The following is a 26,996-nucleotide window of genomic DNA, read 5'->3' on the forward strand; positions in this document are numbered from 1 at the left end:
TATGTTTGCTGTTTTTCAACACGCCCGCAAGGCGGCACTGGCCGCTGCAACCGTTGTTTCGACGCTGGCACTGGCCGCCTGTGACACCTTGCCGACTGGCAGCGGGCCGTCGATCAACACGACCAAACCCGTTCCGGTCGCCCTGTTGGTTCCGCGTGGCTCGGCGCAGCCCGGTGACGCGCTGCTGGCCAAGAGCCTTGAAAATGCTGCCCGCATGGCGATCGCCGATCTCAACGGGGCGCAGATCGACCTGCGGATCTATGACACCGCCGGCGTGCCGCAGCAGGCCGCAACCGCAGCAACCACCGCGATCAACGATGGCGCGCGGATCATCCTGGGGCCAGTCTATGCCGAGGCCGCAAATGCCGCAGGTCTGGTCGCCGCACAACGCAACGTCAATGTGCTGGCGTTTTCCAACAACACCGCCATTGCCGGCGGCAATGTCTTCATCCTCGGGCCGACCTTTGACAATACCGCGCGACGCCTGACCAGCTATGCCAGCCGTCAGGGCAAGGGCAATATGGTGATCGTCAGCGGCAGTGACCCCGCAGGTCAGGCCGGCCGCGTGGCGATCGAACGTGCCGCCGCCGGGACCGGGGCAAATATCAACGGCTCCGTCAGCTATGAGCTGTCGCAGCAGGGCGTGATCAACGCGATCCCGACGATCCGGTCAACCGTCGCCAGCAGCGGCGCGCAGTCGGTGTTCCTGACGGCAAATACCGCAGGCGCCCTGCCCCTGCTGACGCAGCTGATGCCCGAAGCCGGTGTCGATCCTGCGGTAACGCAGTATATCGGCCTCACCCGCTGGGATATTCCGGCGCAGACGCTGGCCCTGCCGGGTGTGCAGGGTGGCTGGTTCGCAATGCCCGACACCAACCGGTCGCAGCAGTTCCGCAGCCGCTATCAGGCCAGCTATGGCGCCGCGCCGCATCCGATCGGTGGTCTGGCCTATGATGGGATTGCCGCAATCGGTGCGCTGGTGAGTGCCGGCAAATCCGACGCGCTGACCGGCGCGGCACTGACCCGTGGCAATGGGTTCCAGGGCACCGGTGGTATCTTCCGCCTGCGCCCCGATGGCACCAATGAACGCGGCCTTGCGGTTGCGACAATCCAAGAACAGAAGGTTGTGGTTATTGACCCAGCTCCCAGCAGCTTCGCCGGTGCCGGATTCTGATCCAGCGCTGCCGGACACCGTCCATCTGCCACCCTTGCTGGGGCCGCTGATCTGCGACCCCGGCAAAATTTTTGACGCCGTTGCCGTGCGCGCCGCCATCACCGCCCTGTCGCGGGATTGCTCGGCGGCGGAGCTGCGCGCTGGCGTTGTGAAAATCCTGCGCGAGGCCAATCTGGCCGGGCGCGCCGCCATCGCCGAGGCCTTTGCCGAGGAACCCTTTGCGGCGCGGGCGCTGACCCGGTCTTATGTCTATCTGACCGATGGGCTGGTTACTGCCGCCTATTTCACCGCCACCAGCCTGCTGCATCCGCTGGCCAACCCGACCCAGGGCGAGCGGATCGCGGTGATTGCCGTTGGCGGCTATGGCCGCGGTGAAATGGCACCGCAGTCCGATGTGGATCTGCTGTTCCTCACCCCGTACAAGATCACCGCCTGGGCCGAGAGCGCGATTGAATCGATGCTCTATATCCTGTGGGATCTGCGCCTGAAGGTGGGCCATTCGAGCCGCACCATCCGTGACTGCATCCGTCTGGGGGGCGAGGATTTCACCATTCGCACCGCCATGCTGGAACAGCGGTTTCTGGATGGCGATGCCGGGCTTGCGGCTGATCTGGATCGGCGGCTCAATGCGGAGCTGTTTTCCAAGGACGCCCGCGATTTCGTCGAGGCCAAGCTGGCCGAGCGCGATGCGCGCCACCTGAAACAGGGCGAACGCTATGTGGTGGAACCCAACGTCAAGGAAGGCAAAGGCGGGCTGCGCGACCTGCAATCGCTCTATTGGATCGCCAAATACCTGTACCAGGTGCAGGATGTCGCCGAACTGGTGCCGATGGGGCTGTTCAGCCCGGAAGAGCTGGATTCCTTTGCCAAGGCGGAGAATTTCCTCTGGGCAGTGCGGGCGCATCTGCATCTGCTGACCAAACGCGCCACCGAGCAGCTGAGTTTCGACCTACAGGTCGAGGTCGCCGCCCGTATGGGCTATGAGGATCGGGCTGGTCGCCGCGCCGTCGAGGTCTTCATGCAGGAGTATTTCCGCCACGCCACCAAGGTGGGTGACGTGACCCGGATCTTTCTCACCAAACTGGAAGCCACCCATCAGAAGAGCGAGCCGCTGCTGGAGCGGATTTTCCGCCGTCGCCCGAGGGTCAAACCCGGCTATGTGGTGGTGCACAACCGGCTGGATGTCTCTGATCCCGAAGCCTTTTGCGCGGATAAGCTGAACCTGTTGCGGATCTTTGAGGAGGCGCTGCGGACGGGGATGCTGATCCACCCGGATGCCATGCGGCTGGTCACGGCCAGCCTGCATCTGGTCGACGACGAGATGCGCAACGACAAGGAAGCGCGGCGGATTTTTCTGGATCTGCTGCTGAAACACGGCAACCCGGAACGCGCGCTGCGGCGGATGAACGAACTGGGGGTGCTCAGCGCCTTTGTGCCCGAATTCGAGCCGATCGTGGCGATGATGCAGTTCAATATGTATCACTCCTACACGGTGGATGAGCACACCATTCAGGTGATCTCCAACTTTGCCGCCATCGAGCGGGGCGAGCTGGAGGACGAGCTGCCGCTGTCCTCGACCGTGATCCGCAAGGGGGTCAATCGCAAGGTGCTGATGGTCGCCATGCTGCTGCATGATATCGGCAAGGGGCGCGAGCAGGATCATTCGATCCTGGGGGCGCAGATTGCCCGGCGTGTGGCGCCCCGGCTTGGTCTCAACAAAAGCGAAAGCGAAACCGTTGAATGGCTGGTGCGCTATCACCTGCTGATGTCGGATATGGCGCAGAAACGCGATATTGCCGATCCGCGCACCGTGCGCGGCTTTGCCAAGGCGGTAAAGACGATCAAGCGGCTGGACCTGCTGCTGCTGCTGACGGTCTGCGACATTCGCGGCGTCGGGCCGGATACCTGGAACAACTGGAAGGCCGCGCTGCTGCGGGCGCTTTATAACCAGACCCGCGAGGCGCTGGAGAATGGCGTAGAGGCGCTGAACCGCGCCCATCGCGGCACCGAGGCCAAGAAGGCCCTGCGCGCCGCCCTGCCCGACTGGCCCAAGGCCGATCTGAAGATCGAGACCGCCCGCCACTATGACCCCTATTGGCAGGGGCTGCATGTGACGGCCCATATTGATTTTGCCGAGATGCTGCGCGAACTGACCGATCTGGACGACCCGGGTGGGGTGATCATCCGCCTGCACCCCGATGAGGATCGCGACGCCACCCGCGCCTGTTTCTCGATGGCCGATCACCCCGGCATCTTTGCCCGGATTGCCGGCGCGCTGGCACTGGTGGGCGCGAATGTGGTGGATGCGCGGTCCTATACCACCAAGGACGGCTATGTGACGGATGCCTTCTGGATCCAGGATTCCGAAGGTCACCCCTATGAGGCCGCCCGGCTGCCGCGTCTGCGCGAGATGATCCACAAGACCCTGAAGGGCGAGGTGATCACCGGCGAGGCGCTGAAATCGCGCGACAAGATCAAGAAGCGCGAGCGGGCGTTTAACGTGCCGACGCATATCACCTTTGATAATGATGGCTCGGAGATCTACACGATCATCGAGGTCGACACCCGCGACCGCCCCGGTCTGCTCTATGATCTGGCGCGCACACTGGCGGGGGCCAATATCTATATCGCCAATGCGATCATCGCGACCTATGGCGAGCAGGTGGTCGATGCGTTTTATGTGAAGGATATGTTCGGGTTGAAATACTACTCCGAATCCAAACAGAAATCGCTGGAGGCCAAGCTGCGCAACGCCATCGCCGAAGGGGCAAAGCGGGCCGGATCATGAAGCCTATCAAACTGCTGTCGGGCTTTCTCACCGTCGGTTTCTGGACGCTGGCAAGCCGCATCCTGGGGTTTCTGCGTGAAATCCTGATCACCGCCTATATCGGGCCGGGTCCGTTGATGGATGCCTTTGTGGCCGCTTTCCGGCTGCCGAACATGTTCCGCCGCTTCTTTGCCGAGGGCGCGTTCAACGCGGCTTTTGTGCCGATGTTTGCCAAGCGACTGGAGAGCGGCGAGGATCCGCAGGGGTTTGCGCAGGAGGCGTTTAACCTGCTGGCGGTGACCGTTCTGCTGCTGGTGGGGATTGGCATGGTGTTCATGCCGGCCCTGGTCTGGGCCACCGCGGGCGGTTTTGTTGGCGATGCGCGGTTTGATCTGGCGGTGGGCTACGGGCAGATCGTCTTTCCCTATATTCTGTTCATGTCGCTGGCGGCGCTGTTTTCCGGCGTGCTGAATGCCACCGGTCGGTTTGCGGCGGCGGCGGCGGCGCCTGTCTTGCTCAATATCTTTGCCTGCGCGGCCATGGTGGCGGGCGCGGTGCTGGGGGGCGAGGTGATCACCTGGCTGGTCTGGACCATTCCGGTTGCAGGGGTTGCACAGCTGGCGCTGGTGTGGATCGCCGCCAGCCGGACCGGTATCCGCCTGCGCCCCGGCCTGCCGCGCTGGACCCCGCGCATGAAGAAGCTCGTCCGTGTGGCGCTGCCGGCAGCACTGGCGATGGGGGTCACGCAGATCAATCTGGTGGTCGGCCAGCAGGTGGCCTCTGACATTGAAAACGCGGTGAGCTGGCTGTTTGTGGCAGATCGCCTCTATCAGCTGCCGCTGGGGGTGGTGGGGATTGCGATTGGCATCGTGCTGCTACCGGATCTGTCGCGCCGTCTGCGGGCGGGGGACGATGCGGGCGGGCGCGATGCGTTTTCCCGTGCCGGGGAATTTTCGCTATTGCTGACCCTGCCCTCGACTGCGGCGTTTCTGGCGGTGCCTGTTGTGCTGGTGTCGGTCCTTTATGAGCGTGGCGCCACCGGGGCCGAGGATGTGGCCGCCATTGCGCTGGCGGTGGCGATCTATGGCGCGGGCCTGCCGGCATTTGTGCTGCAAAAGGTGCTACAACCGCTGTTCTTTGCCCGCGAGGACACCCGTTCGCCATTTCGCTATGCGCTGGTGGCGATGGTCATCAATGCCGCTCTTGCCTTTGGTCTGAAACCCTATCTGGGCTGGATCGCCCCCGCCATCGCGGCGACGGTGGCGGGCTGGGCGATGGTCGCCTGCCTGTGGCTGGGGGCCCGCCGTATGGGAGAGGTCGCGCGCTTCGATCAGCGCTTCTACGACCGGAGCCTGCGCATCCTGGCGGCCTCCGCCATCATGGGGCTGGCGCTATTCGGCGTGGTACAGGGCTTTGGCTGGCTGTTCTACCTGCCCAGCTGGCGCTACCTCGCACTGCTGGGCCTGATCGTGCTGGGCGCGGTGGTCTATTTCGGCGTCGGCCAGATCATCGGGGCGGTGCGCCTCGGCGACCTGAAACGCTCGGTCCGCCGGGGCGGCGACACGGGGTGACGGGGGTGCGGCCGGTGCGTCTGTAGCCCCCGCCAAGTTGGGTTCTGGCAGAGGTTCGTGTTGCTGCGCATCGCGCTGATTGGTGAGGTGCGCGGCAAGAGAGCTGGGCAGAGGGGCCATCGCAACCGGCGCTGCACTCATCCGGATCAGATCTGCTCCGGGATAACGCCGCCGCTCCTGAGGGTAATTTCGGCGGCGGCCTTAGACACCGCTGCGCCGAACTGTGCAACATGCGCGTCATCAAACCTGATGCTTGGGCCTGAAATTGACACACCGGCACAGGGTTTGCCGAATTCATCAAAGATCGCGCTGCCGATGCACGACATGCCTTCGTAGCGCTCTTCGCTGTCAAAGGACCAGCCACGCGCGCGGATCTGCGCAAGATCCTCGAACAGGGATTTCGGGCTGGTATGGGTATTGGCCGTGAATTGCTGCAGGCCCGCTTTTGTCAGCAACTGGGTGACTTTCTCTTCTGACAGCTGTGACAGAATGGCCTTACCGGCGCCGGAGGCATGCATGGCCGTGCGCGTGCTCGGCGGGAAGAACGCGCGGATCGGATTATGTGTTTCGACCTGCCCGATAAAGACAACCTCCGCGGCGGCGGGCACCGCCAGATTCGCAGTCTCCCCGGTCTGCTCCATAAGCAGCTGCATGACGGGGCGCCCGATCTCGGCAAGGTTTCGACGTTTCAGAAAGGACGAGCCGGTGCGAAAGGCCTCGATCCCTATGAGCCAGTCCTGGCGGTCTTCATCGAAGGTGACGAAGTTGTGCTTTTGCAGGGTCATCAGAATGCGATGGGTCGTGGCTGTGGGAACGCCGACGGTCAACGACAAATCCGTCAGCGTCAGACGATCCGCGCGTGCAATGGCTGTCAGCACACCAAGGGCACGATCCAAAGACTGAAGCGTGCCTGCACTGCTTTCGGTGAATTGTGACTTCGGTCTGCCACGGGACCGTTTCTGTTTTTGCATCGTCATTCCTAGCTCATACCTCGCGATGCCTCAAAGGTATCGAAGTGAAAAATATTTTCAAGATGAACAGGGGTCGGGATATGAAAAATGTAAAATTCATCAATATCAGTGACTAAGTGAATATTCTTCAATACTGAAAATCTTTTTCAAGAAAATTGCAGCGTGCCTTCGAACTGGTAATATTAACTTACCAAAGCGGAGAATCGAGTGATGTCAGATCAAAATCCAGTCTTTATTCCAGGCCCCACCAACATTCCCGAGAGGCTCTTGTCGGCGATGCATGTTCAGACGCGGGACCACCGCGCTCCGGATTTTGTCAGCACGTTTGCACCGGTTCTGGAGGGCACAAAGAAAGTGTTTGGTTCGACGAATGGCAAGATCATCACCTTTCCCGCAAGCGGGACCGGTGGCTGGGAGGCCTCTGTCACAAATACCCTCAGCCCCGGCGATACGGTTCTCGTGGCGCGCTATGGCATGTTCAGCCACCGCTGGATCGACCTGTGCCAGCGTCATGGTCTGGATGTTCAGATCATCGAATGCGCCTGGGGTAGCGGTGCGCCCGCCGAGAAATTCGAAGCCGTGCTGAGCGCGGACAAGGACCATAAGATCAAGGCCGTTCTGGTCACCCACAACGAGACAGCGACCGGCGTGCGGTCGGACATCGCGGGCGTTCGCAAGGCGATGGACGCCGCCAGCCACCCGGCGATGCTGTTTGTGGATTGCGTCAGCTCGCTGGCGTCTATGGAGTTCCGCTTTGACGATTGGGGCGTGGATATCGCGGTATCCGGGTCGCAGAAGGGCTTCATGCTGGCCACCGGCATGGCCATCCTGTGTGTCAGCCCCAAAGCGCTGGACGCAATGGCAACCGCCACATTGCCCCGTACCTTCTTTGATTTCCGCGACATGATGGCGGCCAACGCCTCAGGCGGATTTCCCTATACGCCACCGTTGCAGCTGATTTACGGCATGGGCGAAAGCCTGAAGATGCTTTTTGAAGAGGGGCTGGAGAACGTTTACGCCCGCCACTTCCGGCTGGCGGAAGGCGTGCGCCGCGCGGTTCAGGCATGGGGGCTGAAGCTGGTCGCCCAATCGCCCGAGCTCTACTCGGACACGGTGAGCGCGATCTATGTGCCAGAGGGGTTCGACAGCAATGCGCTGACCGAGCACGCCTTTGACGCCTACGGCGTGTCCTTCGGGATTGGGCTCGGCGAGATGAACGGCAAGGCCTTTCGCATCGGCCATCTGGGCAGCCTGACCGACGTCATGGTTCTGTCCGGTCTTGCCACCATTGAGATGGCGATGGCCGATCTCGACTATCCGGTCCAACTCGGCAGCGGGGTGACTGCCGCACAGGAGTATTTCCGCAGCACCCATGCAACCGCAGCCAAAGCGGCCGCGTGATGAAGGATATCCAACCCATGTATATCCCCACCTACGAGGACATGCTGGCCGCGCATGAGCGGATCAAGCCACATATCCGCCGTACACCGGTTCGGACGTCGGATTACCTGAACGAGATCGCCGGGTGCGACCTGTTTTTCAAGTGCGAGAACTTTCAGGAGCCGGGTGCTTTCAAAGTGCGCGGTGCCTCGAACGCCGTATTCGGTCTTGATGATGACCAGGCGGCAAAGGGTGTTGCGACGCATTCCTCGGGCAACCATGCCTCCTGCCTGAGCTATGCGGCGATGTTGCGGGGCATCCCGTGCAATGTGGTCATGCCGCACACCGCGCCACAGGCCAAGAAAGACACGGTGCGCCGCTACGGCGGCAAGATCACCGAATGTGAGCCCTCTACCACCTCGCGCGAGGAGACCTTTGCCAAAGTGCAAAGCGAAACCGGCGGTGACTTCGTGCACCCCTATAACGACCCGCGCGTCATCGCTGGCCAGGGAACCTGCTCGAAGGAATTCATAGAACAGACCGGCGGTCTCGATATGGTTGTGGCCCCGATCGGTGGCGGCGGCATGATTTCGGGAACCTGCCTGACCCTGTCGACACTTGCGCCGGAAACCAAGGTGATCGCGGCCGAACCCGAACAGGCCGACGATGCGTTTCGCAGCTTCAAGGCCGGATATATCATTGCCGATGACGCACCCAAGACCATTGCGGACGGGCTGCTGGTGCCGCTCAAGGACCTGACCTGGCACTTCGTTTCGACCCATGTGTCCGAGATTTACACAGCCTCCGAGCACGACATCATTGATGCGATGAAGCTGGCCTGGAAGCACCTGCGGGTGGTCATGGAGCCATCATCGGCGGTTTCGCTCGCAACGGTTCTCAAGAACCCGGAGGCCTTCAGGGGCAAGCGCGTCGGCCTGATCATAACCGGTGGCAATGTCGACCTCGACAAGCTGCCCTGGCTGACCGCCGCCTGATCTCAATCATCTTACTGAAATCCCGACAGAGGAGCACGGACATGAAGGACATGACCAATCTCGACGCATTCGAAGTGGGCTACGACATCCCGGCCAAACCGGGCATGGATGAGGCTGACATACAGACCCCATGCCTTGTGCTGGATTTGGACGCGCTGGAGCGCAACATCAAGAAGATGGGCGACTATGCCAAGGATCACGGTATGCGCCACCGCACCCACGGCAAGATGCACAAGTCGGTCGACGTGCAGAAGCTTCAGGAAGAGCTCGGCGGCGCCTGCGGTGTCTGCTGTCAGAAAGTCTCTGAAGCTGAGGTCTTCGCCCGGGGTGGTATCAAGGATATTCTGGTATCGAACCAGGTGCGCGACGCCGCCAAGATCGACCGTCTTGCGCGTCTGCCGAAGCTGGGCGCCCGCGCGATCTGTTGTGTCGATGATATCGACAATGTGGCTGACCTTTCGGCTGCGGCCAGGACGCATGGGACCCAGATCGAATGCCTCGTCGAAATTGACTGTGGCGCAGGACGCTGTGGCGTGTCGAGCACGCGCGATGTCGTGGAAATCGCCAAGGCCATCGACGCCGCAGAAGGTCTGAAATTTGCCGGCATCCAGGCCTATCAGGGCGCGATGCAGCATCTTGACGACTATAACGAGCGCAAGGCGAAGATCGACGTTGCGGTGGCCATGGTCAGGGATGCGGTCGACACGCTGAAAACCGAAGGCCTGGAGTGTGACATCGTCGGTGGCGGTGGCACCGGATCTTATTACTTCGAGTCGAACTCGGGTGTTTACAACGAATTGCAATGTGGCTCCTACGCCTTCATGGATGCCGACTATGGCCGCATCCTCGACAAGGACGGCAAGCGCATCGACGCTGGGGAATGGGAGAACGCCTTGTTCATCCTGACCACGGTCATGAGCCACTCCAAGGCCGACAAGGCCATCGTGGATGCAGGCCTCAAGACCCAGTCCGTGGACAGTGGGTTGCCCTTTATCTACGGCCGCGACGATGTCGAATATCTCAAATGTTCGGATGAGCATGGCGTTGTCGCAGATCCCGGTGGAGCCCTGAAGGTCAACGACAAGCTCCGGCTCGTGCCAGGTCATTGTGACCCGACCTGCAACGTCCATGATTGGTATGTCGGCGTGCGGGGCGGCAAGGTCGAAACCCTCTGGCCCGTCTCCGCCCGCGGCAAAGCCTATTAACGCCAGCCCTCCTCCCACTGGCGCGCGGGGTGCGGCGTGGTGCTAGACGCCGCCCCCGCAAAATGAACTCACAAAGGAACAAGACGATGACCAACCCAACTGACACCGATGGATTGCTGATTGTCAGCGAGGAGATCTGCGCAAAAACCGTCAGCCGTGCTGATGCTTTTGACGCGGTAGAGGCTGTTTTTGGCGCCATGGCGCGCGGAGACGCTTACAATTTCCCGGTGATCCGCGAGGCGATCGGATACGCCGATGCGCTCTATGGGTTCAAATCGGGTTTTGACCGGGCGGGGAAATCTCTGGGTGTGAAATCCGGTGGCTTCTGGCCCGGCAACATGGACAACGGGCTGACCAACCACCAGTCCACCATCTTTCTGTTTGATCCAGATACCGGTCGTCTTCAAGCGCTGGTCGGTGGCAACTACCTGACAGCAGTCCGTACCGCTGCCTCGTCATCCGTCTCAATTGCTCATCTGGCGCGACAGGACGCCAGAGTCCTTGGCATGGTGGGCGCAGGTCATCAATCCACCTTTCAGCTTCGGGCCGCTGCCGAACAGCGCGATTTCGAGAAGGTCGTCGCCTGGAACCCGCATCCCGACATGCTGCCGCGTCTGGGCGCCGTGGCTGAAGAGCTGGGTCTGGAGTTCGAAGCCGTAACGCAAGAAGAGCTGGGCGCGCAGGCGGATGTGATCATCACCATTACATCGGCGTTTGAACCGCTGTTGATGGCCGACTGGATCAAGCCCGGCACGCATATTGCCTGCATGGGCACAGACACCAAGGGCAAGATGGAAGTGGACGCGGCGCTCTTTGGCAAGGCCACCGTCTTTGCGGATGAGATCGCCCAGTCGATCACCATTGGCGAGGCGCAACATGCAATCGCATCCGGGCTGATCGACGAAGCTGACATCACACCCATCGGTGCCGTGATCAACGGCGACCATCCGGGCCGCAGCAGTGACAGTGAAATCACTGTGTTTGATGGAACCGGTGTGGGCCTTCAGGATCTGGCCGTCGCCTCGGTCGCGGCGCGGATCGCTGATGAAAGAAATCTGGCGACACGCGTCGCTTTGTAAAAGCGGCCCTCCGGTAAAGAGATCGGAGACTCGGACGCGGAGAGTGCGGCCCAACCGGGCCACGCCGTCGAAATCGCCGGGGATGTCGGGGCCGGCAGACCGCAGAATCCGGGAAAGTCAGATGCGGGTCAAAATATGTTTGATCGCCGTTGGCTGCTGTCCCTGACCAGAGTGTTCCCTTTGGAAGCACCCGCAGAACCACGCGCACCCGGTCGGGTGCGCGCCCAATCTCGACAGGTTTCAAGATGCCTTGCGAGGCGCACATGGCCGGGACGTGATCCCCGGCTTACCCAACCGGGTCTGCAAAAAGATCCGGACACATGTCATCAAGGAGGAAAACGACATGAAGAAAGTAGCAACAGCTCTCGCCGCAGCGGCTCTGGCCGCGGCACCGGCCTTTGCCTCAGACAAAATTCTGCTGAAAACGCCGGTCGCCTTTTCAACTGAACTGCCTGGGCTTGGCACACCGATCGTTCGCGTGTCGGAGGATCTTGCGGCTATCTCAGGTGGGGCCATCAAGATGAAGGTCTACGAGCCCGGCAAGCTGGTTCCGGCGTTTGAGATTCTTGATGCGGTGTCATCCGGCAAGATCAACTCGGGCTTTGCCACCGCTGGCTACTGGGCCGGCAAGATTCCGGCAGCGCCGTTGTTCTCGGCTGTCCCATTCGGCCCCGAAGCAGGCGAATACATGGCCTGGCTCTACTACGGCAATGGCATGGATCTGTATCAGGAGATGTACGATCAGGCCGGTTTCAACGTCAAAGTTCTTCCCTGCACCATTATTGCCCCGGAAACCTCGGGGTGGTTCGCTGAAGAAATCACATCGGTTGAACAGCTGAACGGCCTGAAGATGCGCTTCTTCGGTCTGGGCGGCAAAGTCATGCAGAAACTGGGCGTTGCCACATCCCTGCTGCCCGGCGGTGAGATCTTCCCGGCCCTGGAGAAAGGGGCAATCGACGCCACCGAGTTCTCGATGCCCGCCATCGACCAGCGTCTCGGTTTCCACAAACTGGCGAAGTACAACTACTTCCCGGGCTGGCATCAGCAGGCCACCATCTTTGAACTGATCATCAACAAGGATGAATGGAACGAGCTGAACCCGACCTTGCAGGCCCAGATTGAGCTGACCTGCCGTGCGCAGATGACCGAGAGCTTTGCCGAAGGTGAGGCGATCCAGTTTGCAGCGATGCAGAAGAACGTCGATGAAAACGGCGTGACCATTGTCGACTGGACACCCGAGATGCTGGACGTCTTCCGCGCGACCTGGACCGAGGTGGCCGAGGAAGAAGCCGCAAACGATGAGTTCTTTGCAAAGGTATACGCCGACCTGAATGAGTTCAGCGAAGGCTACGCCCTGTGGAAAGCCCACGCATTCCTGCCACGCCAGTAACACATCTAACCCGGACCGGCTTTGCGGTCCGGGTTTTTGATCTGATCGGGGGAGGCCCGGTTCAGGGGAGGAAAAGAAATGACATCGACATCTCACGATCACCAAGACGCCCACTATGACCCGCTTTGGGAAGAAATCGAAAACGACGACCGGAAAGACCCGAAATTCGCAGCCACGCTGGACCGGCTGGTCAAGGGCGTCGGACACGTCGTTATGTGGGCAAATGTGCTCCTGATCCTTGCTATCATAGTGCAGGTTGGGATGCGCTATACGCTGGATCTGAATTTTCCAAAGCTGGATGAATTGCAGTGGCATCTCTATGCGCTGACAACCATGGTCGGCGTGTCCTATGCGCTGAGCACCGACGCCCATGTCCGCGTCGACGTTTTGCGTGCCGGCTTTTCCTTCCGCGCCCGGCGGGCGATCGAAATTGTCGGGATCGTGGTTCTGATCTTGCCGTTCTGCTACCTGATGATTGATCAGGGTCTCGATTATTTTCAGGACAGTTACCGGGTCAACGAACGGTCCGACAGCCCCACCGGCCTACCGGCGCGCTGGCTGCTGAAGGCTGTTATCCCGGCCAGCTTTGTTCTGATTGCCATGGCTGCTGTCGCACGCTTGATTCATGACCTCTACATGCTGGTGACCCGCGCCGATCCATCGTCGGATCGTGCTGGTCTGAAACCCCTCATGTGGATGATGGTTGGCTTCGCCATCGTGACGTTCACCCTGATGCGGCTGGTGGAGGCGCCTGAGGAAAAGCTCGTCATCGCAATGTTCATGTCCTTCGTTGGTGTCCTGTTCACCGGCATTCCGGTCGCCTGGGTCCTGTCGGGCATCGGCGTTCTTTACTGCGGTATTGCTTACCTCGGCGACAATGACATGCTGCTCTGGACGGGCATGGAGGCCACGTTTACGGGGCTCGATTACCTGACACTTGGCGCGGTTGTGAACCGTGTTTACGCGACGATGTCCAACGCCGTTCTTGTTGCCCTTCCCATGTTTATCTTCATGGGGCTGATGCTGGACGAAAGCGGCGTGGCACAGCGGCTGATGACCTCGATGCAGAGATTGTTCGGCACCATGCGTGGGGGCCTGGCCATCACCGTGACTGCGATCGGGATCATCTTGGCCGCCTCGACCGGTATCGTCGGGGCGTCCGTCGTGCTGTTGGGTCTTTTGTCGATGCCCGCGATGATGGAACAGAAATATTCCAAGACACTGGCGGCAGGCGTGATTGCCTCGTCCGGCACGCTTGGCATTCTGATCCCGCCGTCGATCATGCTGGTCATCATGGCCGACCAGATGGCGCTGTCAGTGGGTGATCTGTTTATGGCGGCGCTGTTTCCCGGCCTGATCATCGGGGGCCTTTACATCCTCTACATCGTGGTGATTTCAACCCTGCGCGCTGATGTGGCGCCACTGCCTGAGGGTGCCAAGAAGGTGGACTGGGCGGCGATCTGGGATGTGTTCAAGGCGGTTCTGCCGCCCGTGGCGCTGATCTTTGCCGTGTTGGGGTCGATCTTTGCCGGTCTTGCGACACCGACGGAAGCGTCAGGTGTTGGCGCCGCCGGGGCCACGCTGCTGGCAATAGGCTATCGCAAGCTGACAATCGCGAAACTGGTCGAAGTGACACGGAACACGTTCAAGACAACGGCCTATATCTTTGCGATCTTCCTTGGTGCCACCTGCTTTGCCTTTGTTCTGCGCGAATTGGGCGGCGATGAGCTGATCACCCACACCATCGAAGGCATGGGCCTGGGAGAAATGGGCACGATCCTGTTCATTCTGTTCATCGTATTTCTGCTTGGTTTTGTGTTGGACTGGATCGAGATCACGCTCATCATCCTGCCGCTTGTCGCTCCGATCATTGCGGCAATGAGTTTGTCGGTACCTGGCTATGGGCTGGATAACCCGGAGCTTGTCTGGTTCGTGATCCTCGTCGCTGTAACGCTGCAAACGAGCTTCCTGACACCGCCGGTGGGGTTTTCGCTGTTCTACCTGAAGGGCGTCTGCCCGCCCGAGGTCACGCTGACGGATATCTACAAGGGCGTCGTTCCCTTCATCCTGCTGCAATTGACCGGACTCGCCCTGGTGATCTGGTTCCCGTCGATCGCGACCTGGCTGCCATCGGTGGCCTATTGAGGCCAGGCTGGTGGCGTCCAGAGTGGCGCCACCAGCCCTTTCCCGCTGCCAGTATCGAACTGAGAACGCCCTGTCCGATCCTGCGGCCTTCGCCCCCTACTCCCGGCGGATGCGGTTGCGGATACGGGCCCAGCCACCGGGGGCGAGGAAGAAGGAGAGACCAAAGCCGGTGGCAAAGCCGCAGAGATCGGCGACCCAGTCAAGCGTGCCGCCAAACAGCAGGCCAAACAGCAGCTGGATCCCCATCAGAAAGGCAATCAGCGTGAAGGCGCGGCTTTGCTGGGCGCCGACAAGCGACAATTGCCGCCACAGGATATAGGTAAAGGCTCCGATCAGCCCGTAGACGGCGGGGAAACCGCCGATCAGCGGAACCGGCGATTGAGTGAGCAGCGCATAGCCAAAGGCGCCGCCAATGCCGGATATCAGAAACACCAGAACCATGGCCAGATCGCCAAATATCTCGCCCACCATCTTGCCCATGGCGAGCACGAAAACGCAGACAAACAGCGTCTGGGTAAAGGCCACATGCACGAAGGGATAGGAGACAAAGCGGATCAGATGCTCCACCGGCCATTGCCCGGTCTCCCACATCCACCAGAAGATGTCGGACGAGAACGAATAGGTCTGGATCGCCTGTAGCCGCCAGCCAATCGCCTCGGGGCCGCCGATGATGCCGCGCGCGCCGAGGGAAAATCCGGCCTCGATGGCAAAGAGGATCAGCACCAGCGCCACCACCACGGGCGGCAGCGGGTTCACCGGCGACGGCTCTTTTTGATATTCCATCGTGTTCTTGCTCCTGCTTGCCTGCTCTGCTGTTCTGCCCGGCCGCCCGGTTGATCCGCGCGCGGTTGACGAGGGTTGCCGCCATGGTTAAGCCAGCGAGGATCCTAATTCCAGACGGGAGTTTCTTGATGACCGAGACCACATTCACGCCCCGCGTGTTTTCCGGCATCCAGCCATCGGGCAATCTGCACCTTGGCAACTATCTTGGCGCGCTGAAGCGGTTCGTGGACTGGCAGGCCAAGGACGTGGAGAGCATCTACTGCATGGTGGATCTGCACGCGATCACCGTCTGGCAGGATCCGGCGGATCTGAAGAAATCCACGCGCGAGCTTTGCGCGGGCTTCATTGCTGCGGGTCTGGACCCCGAGCAGTCGATCCTGATCAACCAGAGCCAGGTGCCTGAACATGCGCAGCTGGCCTGGATCTTCAACTGCGTCGCCCGCATGGGCTGGATGCAGCGGATGACCCAGTGGAAGGACAAGGCCGGCAAAAATGCGCAGAACGCCTCGCTAGGGCTCTTTGCCTATCCGGCGCTGATGGCGGCGGACATTCTGGTCTATCACGCCACCCATGTGCCGGTGGGCGAGGACCAGAAGCAGCATCTGGAGCTGACTCGCGACATCGCGATGAAGTTCAATCACGACTACGGTGTCAACTTCTTCCCGGAGACCGAGCCGGTGATCGAAGGGGCGGCCACCCGCGTCATGTCCCTGCGCGACGGATCGAAAAAGATGTCGAAGTCCGACCCCTCGGATGCCAGCCGCATCAATCTGACGGATGATGCCGACACCATCGCCAAGAAGATCCGCAAGGCCAAGACCGACCCTGATGCCCTGCCCTCCGAGGTTGAGGGGCTTGAGGGGCGGCCCGAGGCGCGCAACCTGGTCAATATCTATGCCGCCATGGCCGAACTGTCGGTGGAACAGGTGCTGGCCGAAGTCGGCGGCAAGCCGTTTTCCGAGTTCAAGCCGATGCTGGCCGACCTGTCGGTTTCGAAAATGGCGCCGATCACTACGGAAATGGCCCGGCTGATGCAGCATCAGGACGAAATCGACAAGATCCTTGCCCGGGGATCAGAGCGTGCCCGAGAAATCACAGCCCCCATTCTTCGCAAAACTTATGACATTGTGGGCATGGTCGCGCCGGTTACTCTGTGATATCAGGCCTTACGATCCCGCACCCTGCGGGGAGATAGATACTGGAGAATTCGGATGGCCAATGGCACCGTGAAATGGTTCAACGCAACAAAAGGCTACGGCTTTATCGAGCCTGAGTCTGGCGGCAAGGACGTGTTTGTACACATCTCTGCGGTTGAACGCTCGGGCCTTAATGGTTTGAACGACAACCAAAAAGTTTCCTACGAGCTGGAAACTGGTCGTGACGGCAAGCAGTCCGCAGGTTCGCTGGAACTGCTGTAAGGATCGCGGCGCGGAGTTTCCGCGCCCATCCATCTAAAGACATTCTGACCACAGTGACCTGTGGATAGAATCACCTAAGGCCGCCCGTTGCAGGCGGCCTTTTGCGTATTCGGGTCTTTTGCCTGTTCCGGGGCCTATTCAGGGCCTGTTCTGGTCGTGGCGCTGGATGACAAGCGGCGGCGATGGTCGCCTGCTAGAGCGCGCGAATGCCGTTCATCGTCAGATCCGCCACCATCTGCGCGTAATCCTCGCGTGCCTCCGGGCCTGCGCCGGAATTCCACATATAGTACCAGTTCAACATGCCAAAGACGGACATGGTCACGGCGCGCAGCCTGGCCGGATCCCTGGCAATTGTTGGCGCGGCCACCCCGGCAAGGGCATCGCTGACCAGCTGCACCAGCTCGCGCTGGTAGGCGCGCAGGAGTTTCTGCTGCGCTTCTGGCAGGGCGCCCATGGCGCTGATCTGAACCTGATGCTCATGATCGGCGCCCTGATAGGCCAGCAGGATTTCCGACACGATGCGCCGCAGACGCTGCTCGGGCGACAAGCCCGTCACATCGACCGTGCAGACCCGGTCGCGCAGCGCGCTGAGATAGGTATCAAGGAGGCCGAACAACACGGCATCCTTGCTGTCGTAGTAATGGTAGATATTCGCCTTGGAGATTCCGCATTCGCGCGCGAGCTGGGTCATCGACGCACGGTCGAACCCCTCCTCGGCAAAGACTTTCGCCGCGGATTTCAGGATCTGGGCGCGCTTGTGGTCGTGGTCTTTTGCGATGGTGCGGGCCAAGCCGGGTTACTCCTTGCTGCGGTTGTCGACGACGCGCTTGGCCTTGCCCTGGCTGCGCTCCACCGATCCCGGCTCGCCTACAATGATCTCGCTGGAGACGCCAACCATATCCTTGATCCGCTTGGTCAGCATCCGCGCGGCTGCGGTCTTGCTGAGTTCGTCGGCGGCATCCGAATTGGCCTCCACATAAACCCGCATCGCGTCCATGCGGCCGGATTTATACAGCTCGATCTGGTAGTAAGGCGCCAGCCCGCCGGTGGCCAAGAGCTGCTCTTCGACCTGGCTGGGGAACACATTGACACCGCGCAGGATGATCATGTCGTCGCTGCGGCCGGTGATCTTCTCCATCCGCCGCATCGAGCGCGCGGTGCCCGGCAGCAGCCGGGTCAGGTCGCGGGTGCGGTAGCGGATCATCGGCAGGCCTTCCTTGGTCAGCGTGGTGAACACCAGCTCGCCCATCTCCCCGTCCGGCAGCACCTCTCCGGTCTTCGGGTCGATGATTTCCGGCAGGAAGTGGTCCTCCCAGATGACCGGACCATCCTTGGTCTCGACGCATTCATTGGCGACACCCGGCCCCATGATCTCGGATAGGCCGTAGATATCGACCGCATGCATGTCAAAGGCCGCCTCGACCTCCTTGCGCATGGCGTCGGTCCAGGGTTCCGCTCCGAACACCCCCACCTTGAGCGAGCACTCGCGCGGATCAAAGCCGACCTTGTGGAACTGCTCAAGGATGTTGAGCATGTAGGAGGGCGTCACCATGATGCCGTCAGGTTTGAAATCGGTGATCAGGCCCACCTGTTTTTCGGTCTGGCCGCCCGACATCGGAACAACAGTGGCGCCCAGCCGTTCGATCCCGTAATGCGCGCCCAGGCCGCCGGTGAACAGCCCGTAGCCATAGGCGTTATGCACCATGTCGCCCTTGCGCAGGCCGGAGGCACGCAAGCTGCGCGCCACCAGATCGGCCCAGTTGCTGATATCATTCGCCGTATAGCCCACAACGGTCGGTTTGCCGGTGGTGCCGGAGGACGCGTGCAGGCGGATGATTTCACTGCGCGGCACCGCAAACAGGCCGAACGGGTAGTTGTCCCGCAGGTCGTTCTTATAGGTGAAGGGGAACTTCGCCAGATCCGAGAGCTGTTGTAGATCGTCGGGATGCACCCCTGCCTCGTCAAAGCGCGCCTTATACATCGGCACGTTGTCATAGGCGTGGCGCAGCGACCATTTCAGCCGCGTGAGCTGCAGGCTGCGGATTTCGTCGATCGAGGCGATCTCGATCGGGTCCAGATCTGCCTTCTTCGGGCTCAGGTCTTCCATGGCGTTCTCCACAGCTTGTCTTTGCAATAGGGCTTACTCATCAAACAGCTGGCCCTTTATCGCCCGGGAAAAGCCCCGGAATTCGGCGATCTGCTGGCCGTCCTGATTGGTCACTGTCACGTCATAAATACCGCTGCGCCCGGTCAGGGAAATCTCGCGCGCCGTGGCGATCAGCGTATCGCCCAGCCGTCCGGGCGCGGTGAAGCTGATCACATTGTGCTGCGCCACGGTCGACTGGTTGCGGCTGTTGCAGGCAAAGGCAAAGGCGCTGTCGGCCAGCATGAAGGTGACACCACCGTGGCAGATGCCATGGCCGTTGCAGTGATGCTGGGCGATGGTCAGCTCCAGCGTGGCCTCGCCCTCATCCACATGGGTGATCTCCATCCCCGCCCATTTGGACGCATGGTCTTCGGCCCACATGGCAGCGGCGGATTTCTCGGCGCGTTCTTTCGGGGTCATGGTCATTTGCCCTTGAACACGGGTGCGCGTTTTTCCAGGAAGCTGGCGACGCCTTCCGCATAATCGGCGCTTTCGCCGCAGGTCTTCATCGCGTCCGCCTCGATCTCCAGCTGGTCAGACAGCGTGTTGACCGCCGCCGCCTGAATGCACTGTTTGGTCAGGCCCAGGCCCAGCGTCGGGCCATTTGCGAATTTTTCCGCCATCGCTCGGGCCTCGGCCAATAGCTCGCCGTCCGGCAGCGCCTTCCAGATCAGGCCCCAGTCCTCGGCCTTCTTCGCAGGCAGCGGCTCAGCGGTCAGTGCCAGCCCCTTGGCGCGGGCCTCGCCCAGCAGGCGCGGCAGATGCCAGCTGCCGCCGGTATCCGGGATCAGGCCTACCTTGGAGAACGACTGGATGAACTTGGCGCTTTCCGCCGCCAGCACCACGTCGCAGGCCAGCGCCAGATTGGCCCCTGCCCCGGCCGCCACGCCATTGACGGCACAGATCACCGGAACGTCCAGCGCGCGGATGAGGTTCACAAGTGGCGCGTAAAAGGTCCGCACCGTGTGCCCGAGATCGGGGGGACCATCCATCTTGCGGGGGTCGCGGTCGCCAAGATCCTGACCTGCACAAAAGCCACGGCCAGCGCCGGTCAGCAGCACTGCACGGGCGCCGCTGTCACGCGCGGCTTCAAGGGCGGCGCGCAAGGCATGGTGCATCTCTTCGTTGAAAGAGTTCAGCCGGTCCGGGCGGTTCAGGGTGATTTCCACCCAGTTTTCGTGGTCCTTCACCAGCAGCGTCTCAGACATCACAGCGCCTCCCTCGTACATGTGTTAACAAAGACCTTGCATAAACCGACCGGTTGGTCAATATATTTGGAGCTTCTCACCTCAGACCGAACCACATTGGTTCAGATGCAAAGGATCGCGCTCATGAGCCTTCTTGATGTTTCCAGCTTTGTTGCGGGCCAATGGGTTGCACCGGGGGCTGGCGCGCGCAACATCGCCAGCGCCATTACCGGCGCACCTCTCGCCCAGGCCGGCAATGATGCGCTGGATGTGCAGGCAATGCTCGACCATGCCCGCACGGTGGGCGGTCCCTCTTTACGCAAGCTGACATTCCACGACCGCGCCCGGATGCTGAAGGCGCTGGCAGGCCACCTGAACCAGCACAAGCAGGCGCTCTATGACCTCAGCTTTGACACCGGTGCCACCCAGTCCGACCACATGATCGACATCGACGGCGGCATCGGCACCATGTTCGTCTTCGCCTCCAAGGGGCGCCGCGAAATGCCGGACGGGCATGTTTATCTGGACGGCGATGTGGAGCAACTCTCCCGCAACGGCACCTTCCTCGGTCAGCATATCTGCACGCCTTTGCAAGGGGTTGCAGTGCATATCAACGCCTTCAACTTCCCGGTCTGGGGGATGCTGGAGAAGCTGGCGCCGACCCTGCTCGCAGGGGTTCCGGCCATCGTGAAACCGGCGACCGCCACCTGCTATGTCACCGAGCTGGCGGTGCGGCTGATGCTGGACTCGGGCCTCCTGCCCGACGGTGCACTACAGCTGGTGTCCGGCGGCCTCGGCGACATGCTGGACCATCTGACCATGCAGGATGTGGTCAGTTTCACCGGCTCGGCGCAGACCGCGCTGAAGCTGCGGGCGAACCCGGTGATCCTGGAAAACTCTGTCCGTTTTGTGGCCGAACAGGACAGCCTCAACGCGTCGATCCTCGGCCCGGACGCGCAGCCCGGCACGCCGGAGTTTGACCTGTTCGTCAAGGAGGTCAGCCGTGAGATGACCACCAAGGCAGGTCAGAAATGCACCGCCATCCGCCGCATCATCGCGCCGCAGGCGCAGGTGGACGCGGTGATCGAGGCGCTCTCTGCCCGCCTGACCAAAACCCAGATCGGCGACCCGCGTCTGGAAACCACCCGCATGGGCGCGCTGGTCTCCAACAGCCAGAAGCGTGACGTGCTGGAAAAGGCGGCGATCATCGGCCAGGAAGCTGAGCGTGTCTTCGGTGATCCCGAGAACTTCACCGTCGATGGTGCAGACGCCGACAAAGGCGCCTTTGTGCCGCCGATGCTGTTCCACTGCGCCGACCCGGACCATGCCCAGCGGATCCATGACACCGAGGCCTTCGGCCCCGTCTCCACCATCATGGGCTACCGCGATCTGAGCCATGCGATTGCTCTCGCCAATCGCGGTGAAGGCTCGCTGGTCGCCTCGGTCATCACCCATGATACTGAGGTGGCCCGCGAGGTCGCGCTGGGGGCTGGCGCCTACCACGGGCGGCTTTATTTCAACAACCGCGACTCGATGAAGGAATCGACCGGCCATGGTTCCCCCCTGCCCCACATGGTGCATGGCGGCCCGGGCCGTGCCGGCGGTGGCGAGGAGCTGGGCGGCGTGCGCGGCGTCAAACATTACATGCAGCGCACCGCCATTCAGGGCTCACCCGATATCCTGTCTGCGATTGGCAAGACATGGGTCCCCGGCGGCGCAGAGATCAAGGGCCCGGCACATCCGTTCACCCGCAAATTCGGCGAGCTGGCGATTGGCGAGACCCTGCACACCGCGCCGCGCACCGTGACGCTGGAGGATATCGAGACCTTCGCCCATTTCACCGGGGACACCTTCTATGCCCACATGGACGACGCCGCCGCCAAGCGGAACCCGTTCTTCCCGGGCCGCGTGGCGCATGGCTACCTGCTGTTGTCGTTTGCGGCGGGCATGTTCGTGCAGCCTGACGAAGGCCCGGTTCTGGCCAATACCGGCCTCGACTCCCTGCGCTTCATGAAGCCGGTTTCGGCAGGTGACAGCATCAGGGTGCGCCTGACGGTGAAGAAAAAAACTCCCCGCAACGAGGACTACGGCGAAGTGCGCTGGCATGTCACCCTGACCAATCAGGACGACGAGATTGCCGCCGAATATGAGCTGCTGACGATGAATGCCTTCTGACAGGTGTTTGCAGTGAAACACTCGCCCGGTCTGGCCTAACCGGCCCGGGCGATTTATCTATTCTATATGACCGACACGCAGACCCTCTGGTTTGACACCGCCGTAACCGCCCTCAGCGATCCGCAGAACCAGCGGGTGTGGTCGATTATTGTCTCGCTGTTTGGCGATCTGGCGCAGCGCGAGGGGGATCAGATCGGCGGCAGCGCCCTCACCCGGATCATCACGCCGATGGGCATCAAGCCCGAGGCGATCCGCGTGGCGCTGCACCGGCTGCGCAAGGATGGCTGGATCGACAGCACACGCTCGGGCCGGGCGTCGGTCCATTTCCTGACGCCGATGGGGCGCAGCCAGTCCGCCGCCGTCACCCCGCGCATCTATGCGCCAACCACCGTGCCCCCCGCCGACTGGCACCTGCTGGTGGCTGCGGATGGGCAGAACAGCGCGCTGGATGCGCTGGTGCAGCAGCCCAATTATGTCGCGATCAACCGTTCGACCCTGCTGGGTCACGGTCCGCTGCCGCAGGGTCGGGACAATTTCCTTGTGGTGGAACAGCCGGAATTGACGGTGCCCGATTGGCTGCGGGACCGGCTGTTTCCCGATGACCTGAGACAGGCCTGCGCCCGGCTCGACACCACGTTGAGCGGTCTGACACCGCCAAAGATGACCGAGGCAGGCGCGCTTGATCCGGCGCAGATTGCCACGCTTCGGACCCTGATCGTGCACCGCTGGCGGCGAGTGGTGCTGCGCCACCCCGACCTGCCGCCCCGGTTTCACCCCGCGGACTGGACCGGGGAGCATTGCCGCCAGCGCGTGGCAACCCTGTTGCAGCACCTGCCGCGCCCCCGGCTTGGCGCCGGTGGTGAACTGCTTCAGCCCGAAGAGCCCTGAGGCGCGCATTTGCTCCACCGCCGCCCTGGCGGCACACGCATTGGCAGACGGTTTCCCCTTTACAAACCCCGGCGAGAAATCTACCCAAAACCGGAGATGGTTCCCAAGACCCAAAAGCGGTCACGGGATGAAAAGGGAACGCGGTGTGGTGTAGCCATCAGGCGCCGAATCCGCGACTGCCCCCGCAACTGTGAGCGGTGAGCGACCTCGATTGACCACTGGCGCTGGCGCCGGGAAGGCCGAGGCCCGCAGCAACCCGCAAGTCAGGAGACCTGCCATCGACTGGAAACCTATTGACCGGGCGGGGTGTTCCGGCGGGCAGGACGATTTTGCGTGGCGCTGAGGCATTGCTGATCCCCTTCCCCCTCATCACCTGACCGGATTGCGCGGAGGGCGCTATGGACGGGACAGCACGGCACCGTATTCTGGTGTGCACATCCTGCAAGGGCGCGACCCCGGGCAGCCGTCCGGGGCCGGAGCTGATTGCGGCCCTGCGCCGTGAACTCGACCGGCGTGGCAGCGCGGCGATCGAGGTTGCCGGCGTGGCCTGTATGGCCGGATGCAGCCATCCCTGTACCGTCGGATTTCAGGCGGATGGCAAGGCAAGCTATGTCTTTGGCGATCTCAGCCCCGAGGAGGATCTCGCCGATATCCTGAGTTTCACCGATCTCTACCAGATGCTGGCTGACGGCTGGTGCAGTTCGGTTGACCGCCCCGGAAAACTGCGCCGTTGCACATTGTCGCGCATCCCGGCCCTGGTTCCGGCCGCCCCGGCCGCTGCGATCCCGGCGTCTGCCATCGCCCCCCCTGCGGCGCTGCAACAGGTGGAGCCTGCCGAATGACCGCTGCTGCCGTAACCGTGACCGATGTCAGCTGGGGGCCGGGCCGCATGGCTCCGCTGATCCTGCATCCGACGAGTTTTCATCTGGATGCGGGCCGGGTGCTGGGCGTGGTGGGGCCGAATGGGGCCGGCAAATCCAGCCTGCTGCGGGTGATCTACCGGTTCAACCAGCCGCGCAGCGGCAGGGTTGAGGTCGGCGACAGCGACATCTGGGCCCTTCCGCCCAAGACCGCAGCGCAGCGCGTTGCCGCTGTCTTGCAGGAGCAACCCACCGATTTTGCCCTGACCGTGGCCGAGATTGTCGCGCTGGGGCGCGCGCCCTACCGGTCCGGTTTTGCCACGCCGGGCGCCCGCGATGCGGCGATTGTCGACCGGATGCTCCATCGTCTGGAACTGGGCGAGATGGCCGATCGTGCCTTTGGCACCCTGTCGGGCGGCGAACGTCAGCGGGTCATGGTGGCGCGTGCGCTGGCGCAGGAGCCGGCCCTGCTGGTGCTGGACGAACCCACCAACCATCTGGACATTCGCCATCAGCTTGATGTGCTGGAGCTGATCCGGGATCTCGACGTGACCATCATCACCAGCCTGCATGATCTGAACATAGCAGCCGGGGTCTGCGACGACATCCTGCTGATGGCGCAGGGCCGCACGCTGGCCTTTGGCGCACCGCGCGACGTTCTGAGCGAAGATACCGTTAGCGAGGTCTTCAACGTCGCTGCGAGGCGCGAGACACTTGCCCCCTCCGGGCAGGATCACCTTACCTTTCATCTCCCTGTTTCATAAGGACACCACCTGATCATGTTTGCCCGCCTTTCCACTGTGATGCCGCTGCTTGCCGCCACCCTACTTGGTGCCTCCCTGGCCCCGGCGGCGCAGGCCGAGACCACCGTGCAGAGCTGCAACCGCAGTGTCAGTTTTGCGGCACCGCCAAAACGCGCGGTCTCCAACGACGTCAATCTCACCGAAATGATGCTGGCACTGGGTCTGGCTGACCGCATGGTCGGCTACACCGGTATTTCCGGCTGGAAAACGCTGGATCCGGTCATGCGCGCAGGCGTGGCGGAGCTGCCGGAACTATCGGCCAAATACCCCTCCAAGGAAGTGCTGATCGGCGCCGGTGCGGATTTCTACTTTGCCGGGTGGAACTACGGCATGAAAGTGGGCGGAGAGGTTACACCCGAGACGCTCGCGCCGTTTGACATCAAGGTCTATGAGCTGACCGAGAGCTGCATTCACATCGGCGAGAAAGCCAAGGTCAGCATGGATGACATGTATAATGACCTGCTGAATCTGGGCCGGATCTTTGCGGTCGAGGACACCGCCGAGGCGCTGGTGGCCGGCTATAAGGACGAGCTTGCCGCCTTTGCCAAGGACCGCCCCGAGACGGGTGAGCCGCTGCGGGTCTTTGTCTATGACAGCGGCGAGGATTCGCCCTTTACCGCCGGGAAATACGCCATGCCCACCGCGCTGATCGAGGCCGCGGGCGGCAGCAATGTGATGGATGATCTGGAGAAAAGCTGGGCCACCGTCACCTGGGAAGCCGTGGTCGAGCGCAACCCCGAAGTGATTGTCATCGTCAACTACGGCTCGGTCACCGCCGAGGAAAAACGCGCCTTCATGCGGGGCAACCCGGCCTTTGCCGAGATCGACGCGGTGAAGAACGACCGTTTCGTGACGCTGGAATATGTCGAAGCCACACCGGGTCCGCGCAATATCCGCGCGATCAAGACACTTGCCACCGGTTTTGACGCCGCCCGCGCGAATGCGGTAAGCAACTGATATGTCCACAGCCGACGCACATCACGCATCTGAGCCGCGCCTGAGCGCGCGTGCCCGGCGGCGCCTGCGCGGGCGGCTGGCCTGGATCCTGGGCGGGGCCGTGCTGACGGCCCTGACCCTGTCGATTGCGGTCTCCGTGGGCGCGGTCGGCATCCCGCTGACCTCCGTCTGGGGGATCATCGCCGACAAGCTGGGCGGCGGATCGGGCGCCGATTTCGCCGCAGGCTGGACCAAGGGTCAGGCGGCCATCGTCTGGGATATCCGGTTTCCCCGCGCGCTGCTTGCGATGATGGTCGGGGCCGGTCTGGCCATGGTGGGTGCCAGCCTTCAGGCGGTGACCCGCAACCCGCTGGCAGATCCGCATCTGCTGGGCATTTCGGCCGGCGGTGCCTTTGGTGCCATTCTGGCGCTGCTGCACACCGGGTTGTTTCTCGGGCTTCTCACAGTGCCCTTGCTGGCCTTTGTCGGCGCATTGGGCGCAACCGCGCTGGTCCTTGCGGTCTCCCGCTTTGCCGAGGCTACAACAGCTGACCGGCTGGTTCTGGTTGGCGTGGCGGTCTCCTTTGTCATCATGGCAGGCGCCAATATTCTGATTTTCCTTGGAGATCCGCGCGCCACCCATACCGTGGTGTTCTGGATGCTGGGCGGGCTTGGCCTCGCGCAGTGGAGCCACCTGGCCTATCCGCTGGTGGTGCTGCTGCTCTGCGGGGGGTGGCTCTGGTCCCGCTCTGGCGATCTCAATGCGATGACCGTCGGTGACGAAACGGCAACAACCCTGGGCATACCGGTGGCGCGGTTCCGGCTGATGACCTTTTGCGTCGGCGCGCTGGTCACCGGGGTGATGGTGGCCTTTTCCGGAATGATCGGCTTTGTCGGGCTGATCGTCCCGCATGTGGCACGGCTGATCGTTGGCGGTGATCACCGCCGGGTGCTGCCGGTCTCGGCACTATTCGGCGGGCTGTTTCTGGTCTCTGCCGATATCGCCGCCCGCACCCTGATGGCGCCAGAGGACATGCCGATCGGGCTGGTCACCGGGCTGGTCGGCGGCGTCTTCTTTATCTGGCTGCTGCGGCGGCGCTAAGGTCGCCCGATCCCAAAGAAG

Annotated in this window: 23 protein-coding genes and 1 riboswitch; of the genes, 17 read left to right on the top strand and 6 right to left on the bottom strand. The window is 61.9% G+C overall.

Annotation, left to right across the window (positions count from 1 at the left end):
• Nucleotide 1: 1 nt before the first annotated feature.
• Genes VWY75_RS08310 through murJ form a run of 3 tightly spaced genes read left to right on the top strand, consistent with a single transcriptional unit; the run spans nucleotide 2 to nucleotide 5,512 of the window.
• Nucleotides 2-1,174 carry a penicillin-binding protein activator gene (locus tag VWY75_RS08310; RefSeq protein WP_340547334.1) on the top strand — a complete coding sequence of 391 codons (1,173 nt, stop codon included), beginning with the start codon at nucleotides 2-4 and terminating at the stop codon, nucleotides 1,172-1,174.
• Entirely contained in the window at nucleotides 1,134-3,962 is a 2,829-nt protein-coding gene (locus VWY75_RS08315) for a [protein-PII] uridylyltransferase (RefSeq protein WP_340547335.1), read from the top strand. Before VWY75_RS08310 ends, VWY75_RS08315 begins: the two co-directional genes overlap by 41 nt.
• Nucleotides 3,959-5,512 (top strand): murein biosynthesis integral membrane protein MurJ, encoded by a 1,554-nt coding sequence (gene murJ / locus VWY75_RS08320; RefSeq protein ID WP_416537469.1) that lies wholly within the window; start codon nucleotides 3,959-3,961, stop codon nucleotides 5,510-5,512. Before VWY75_RS08315 ends, murJ begins: the two co-directional genes overlap by 4 nt.
• Before the next feature lie 146 nt (nucleotides 5,513-5,658).
• Here murJ and bhcR read toward each other — a convergent pair whose 3' ends face one another.
• Complete coding sequence (gene bhcR / locus VWY75_RS08325; RefSeq protein ID WP_416541999.1) at nucleotides 5,659-6,489, bottom strand: HTH-type transcriptional regulator BhcR; 831 nt, start codon at nucleotides 6,487-6,489, stop codon at nucleotides 5,659-5,661.
• A 204-nt stretch (nucleotides 6,490-6,693) separates the two neighbouring features.
• On the opposite strand from bhcR, the gene bhcA reads away from it, so the two are divergent.
• The 6 genes from bhcA (at nucleotide 6,694) to VWY75_RS08355 (ending at nucleotide 14,677) form a co-directional block, all read left to right on the top strand.
• Entirely contained in the window at nucleotides 6,694-7,884 is a 1,191-nt protein-coding gene (bhcA, locus tag VWY75_RS08330) for an L-aspartate--glyoxylate aminotransferase BhcA (RefSeq protein WP_340547338.1), read from the top strand.
• Nucleotides 7,884-8,858 (top strand): beta-hydroxyaspartate dehydratase BhcB, encoded by a 975-nt coding sequence (bhcB, locus tag VWY75_RS08335; RefSeq protein ID WP_416537471.1) that lies wholly within the window; start codon nucleotides 7,884-7,886, stop codon nucleotides 8,856-8,858. Before bhcA ends, bhcB begins: the two co-directional genes overlap by 1 nt.
• 41 nt (nucleotides 8,859-8,899) lie before the next feature.
• Nucleotides 8,900-10,063, top strand: coding sequence for a 3-hydroxy-D-aspartate aldolase BhcC (gene bhcC, locus VWY75_RS08340; RefSeq protein WP_416536672.1), 1,164 nt, complete (start codon nucleotides 8,900-8,902; stop codon nucleotides 10,061-10,063).
• An 86-nt stretch (nucleotides 10,064-10,149) separates the two neighbouring features.
• The gene (gene bhcD / locus VWY75_RS08345; protein WP_416537472.1) at nucleotides 10,150-11,142 is read left to right on the top strand and encodes an iminosuccinate reductase BhcD; all 993 of its coding nucleotides are present in this window, start codon (nucleotides 10,150-10,152) and stop codon (nucleotides 11,140-11,142) included.
• Nucleotides 11,143-11,485: 343 nt separating this feature from the next.
• The gene (locus VWY75_RS08350) at nucleotides 11,486-12,532 is read left to right on the top strand and encodes a TRAP transporter substrate-binding protein (RefSeq protein WP_340547342.1); all 1,047 of its coding nucleotides are present in this window, start codon (nucleotides 11,486-11,488) and stop codon (nucleotides 12,530-12,532) included.
• 78 nt (nucleotides 12,533-12,610) lie between these two features.
• On the top strand, nucleotides 12,611-14,677 hold the full coding sequence (locus tag VWY75_RS08355) for a TRAP transporter large permease subunit (RefSeq protein ID WP_416537473.1): 2,067 nt from the start codon (nucleotides 12,611-12,613) through the stop codon (nucleotides 14,675-14,677).
• A gap of 96 nt (nucleotides 14,678-14,773) precedes the next feature.
• Here VWY75_RS08355 and VWY75_RS08360 read toward each other — a convergent pair whose 3' ends face one another.
• Nucleotides 14,774-15,460: a rhomboid family intramembrane serine protease gene (locus tag VWY75_RS08360; protein WP_340547344.1), complete on the bottom strand. Its 687-nt coding sequence runs from the start codon at nucleotides 15,458-15,460 to the stop codon at nucleotides 14,774-14,776.
• 128 nt (nucleotides 15,461-15,588) lie between these two features.
• Here VWY75_RS08360 and trpS point away from each other — a divergent pair, with 128 nt between their 5' ends.
• Both trpS and VWY75_RS08370 read left to right on the top strand, forming a co-directional pair.
• Nucleotides 15,589-16,617 carry a tryptophan--tRNA ligase gene (gene trpS, locus VWY75_RS08365; protein WP_416536669.1) on the top strand — a complete coding sequence of 343 codons (1,029 nt, stop codon included), beginning with the start codon at nucleotides 15,589-15,591 and terminating at the stop codon, nucleotides 16,615-16,617.
• Between the two features lie 54 nt (nucleotides 16,618-16,671).
• Nucleotides 16,672-16,878, top strand: coding sequence for a cold-shock protein (locus tag VWY75_RS08370; RefSeq protein ID WP_014875579.1), 207 nt, complete (start codon nucleotides 16,672-16,674; stop codon nucleotides 16,876-16,878).
• A gap of 193 nt (nucleotides 16,879-17,071) precedes the next feature.
• On the opposite strand, the gene VWY75_RS08375 is transcribed toward VWY75_RS08370, so the two are convergent.
• From VWY75_RS08375 to paaG, 4 genes are read right to left on the bottom strand one after another with little or no spacing between them, the layout of a single operon-like run.
• Nucleotides 17,072-17,668, bottom strand: coding sequence for a TetR/AcrR family transcriptional regulator (locus VWY75_RS08375; RefSeq protein ID WP_340547346.1), 597 nt, complete (start codon nucleotides 17,666-17,668; stop codon nucleotides 17,072-17,074).
• 6 nt (nucleotides 17,669-17,674) lie between these two features.
• On the bottom strand, nucleotides 17,675-18,985 hold the full coding sequence (gene paaK / locus VWY75_RS08380; protein ID WP_416537474.1) for a phenylacetate--CoA ligase PaaK: 1,311 nt from the start codon (nucleotides 18,983-18,985) through the stop codon (nucleotides 17,675-17,677).
• Between the two features lie 33 nt (nucleotides 18,986-19,018).
• A complete protein-coding gene (gene paaI / locus VWY75_RS08385; protein WP_416537475.1) occupies nucleotides 19,019-19,444 on the bottom strand; it encodes a hydroxyphenylacetyl-CoA thioesterase PaaI in 426 nt (141 codons plus the stop codon).
• A gap of 2 nt (nucleotides 19,445-19,446) precedes the next feature.
• Nucleotides 19,447-20,232, bottom strand: coding sequence for a 2-(1,2-epoxy-1,2-dihydrophenyl)acetyl-CoA isomerase PaaG (paaG, locus tag VWY75_RS08390; RefSeq protein ID WP_416537476.1), 786 nt, complete (start codon nucleotides 20,230-20,232; stop codon nucleotides 19,447-19,449).
• Between the two features lie 123 nt (nucleotides 20,233-20,355).
• On the opposite strand from paaG, the gene paaZ reads away from it, so the two are divergent.
• The 6 genes from paaZ to VWY75_RS08420 all read left to right on the top strand — a co-directional run bounded on the left by paaZ (nucleotide 20,356) and on the right by VWY75_RS08420 (nucleotide 26,975).
• Nucleotides 20,356-22,386: a phenylacetic acid degradation bifunctional protein PaaZ gene (paaZ, locus tag VWY75_RS08395; protein WP_416537477.1), complete on the top strand. Its 2,031-nt coding sequence runs from the start codon at nucleotides 20,356-20,358 to the stop codon at nucleotides 22,384-22,386.
• Nucleotides 22,387-22,452: 66 nt separating this feature from the next.
• Nucleotides 22,453-23,274, top strand: coding sequence for a PaaX family transcriptional regulator C-terminal domain-containing protein (locus VWY75_RS08400; RefSeq protein WP_340547351.1), 822 nt, complete (start codon nucleotides 22,453-22,455; stop codon nucleotides 23,272-23,274).
• A gap of 80 nt (nucleotides 23,275-23,354) precedes the next feature.
• A riboswitch (cobalamin riboswitch) is annotated at nucleotides 23,355-23,569 on the top strand.
• A 103-nt stretch (nucleotides 23,570-23,672) separates the two neighbouring features.
• Nucleotides 23,673-24,116, top strand: coding sequence for a DUF1636 family protein (locus VWY75_RS08405; RefSeq protein ID WP_416537478.1), 444 nt, complete (start codon nucleotides 23,673-23,675; stop codon nucleotides 24,114-24,116).
• Entirely contained in the window at nucleotides 24,113-24,898 is a 786-nt protein-coding gene (locus tag VWY75_RS08410; RefSeq protein ID WP_416537479.1) for an ABC transporter ATP-binding protein, read from the top strand. Before VWY75_RS08405 ends, VWY75_RS08410 begins: the two co-directional genes overlap by 4 nt.
• Nucleotides 24,899-24,913: 15 nt before the next feature.
• On the top strand, nucleotides 24,914-25,894 hold the full coding sequence (locus VWY75_RS08415; protein WP_416537480.1) for an ABC transporter substrate-binding protein: 981 nt from the start codon (nucleotides 24,914-24,916) through the stop codon (nucleotides 25,892-25,894).
• A gap of 1 nt (nucleotide 25,895) precedes the next feature.
• On the top strand, nucleotides 25,896-26,975 hold the full coding sequence (locus VWY75_RS08420; RefSeq protein ID WP_416536660.1) for a FecCD family ABC transporter permease: 1,080 nt from the start codon (nucleotides 25,896-25,898) through the stop codon (nucleotides 26,973-26,975).
• Nucleotides 26,976-26,996 lie beyond the last annotated feature (21 nt).

The sequence above is a fragment of the Phaeobacter sp. JH20_08 genome (assembly GCF_048056635.1).
Lineage (GTDB): Bacteria > Pseudomonadota > Alphaproteobacteria > Rhodobacterales > Rhodobacteraceae > Phaeobacter > Phaeobacter bryozoorum.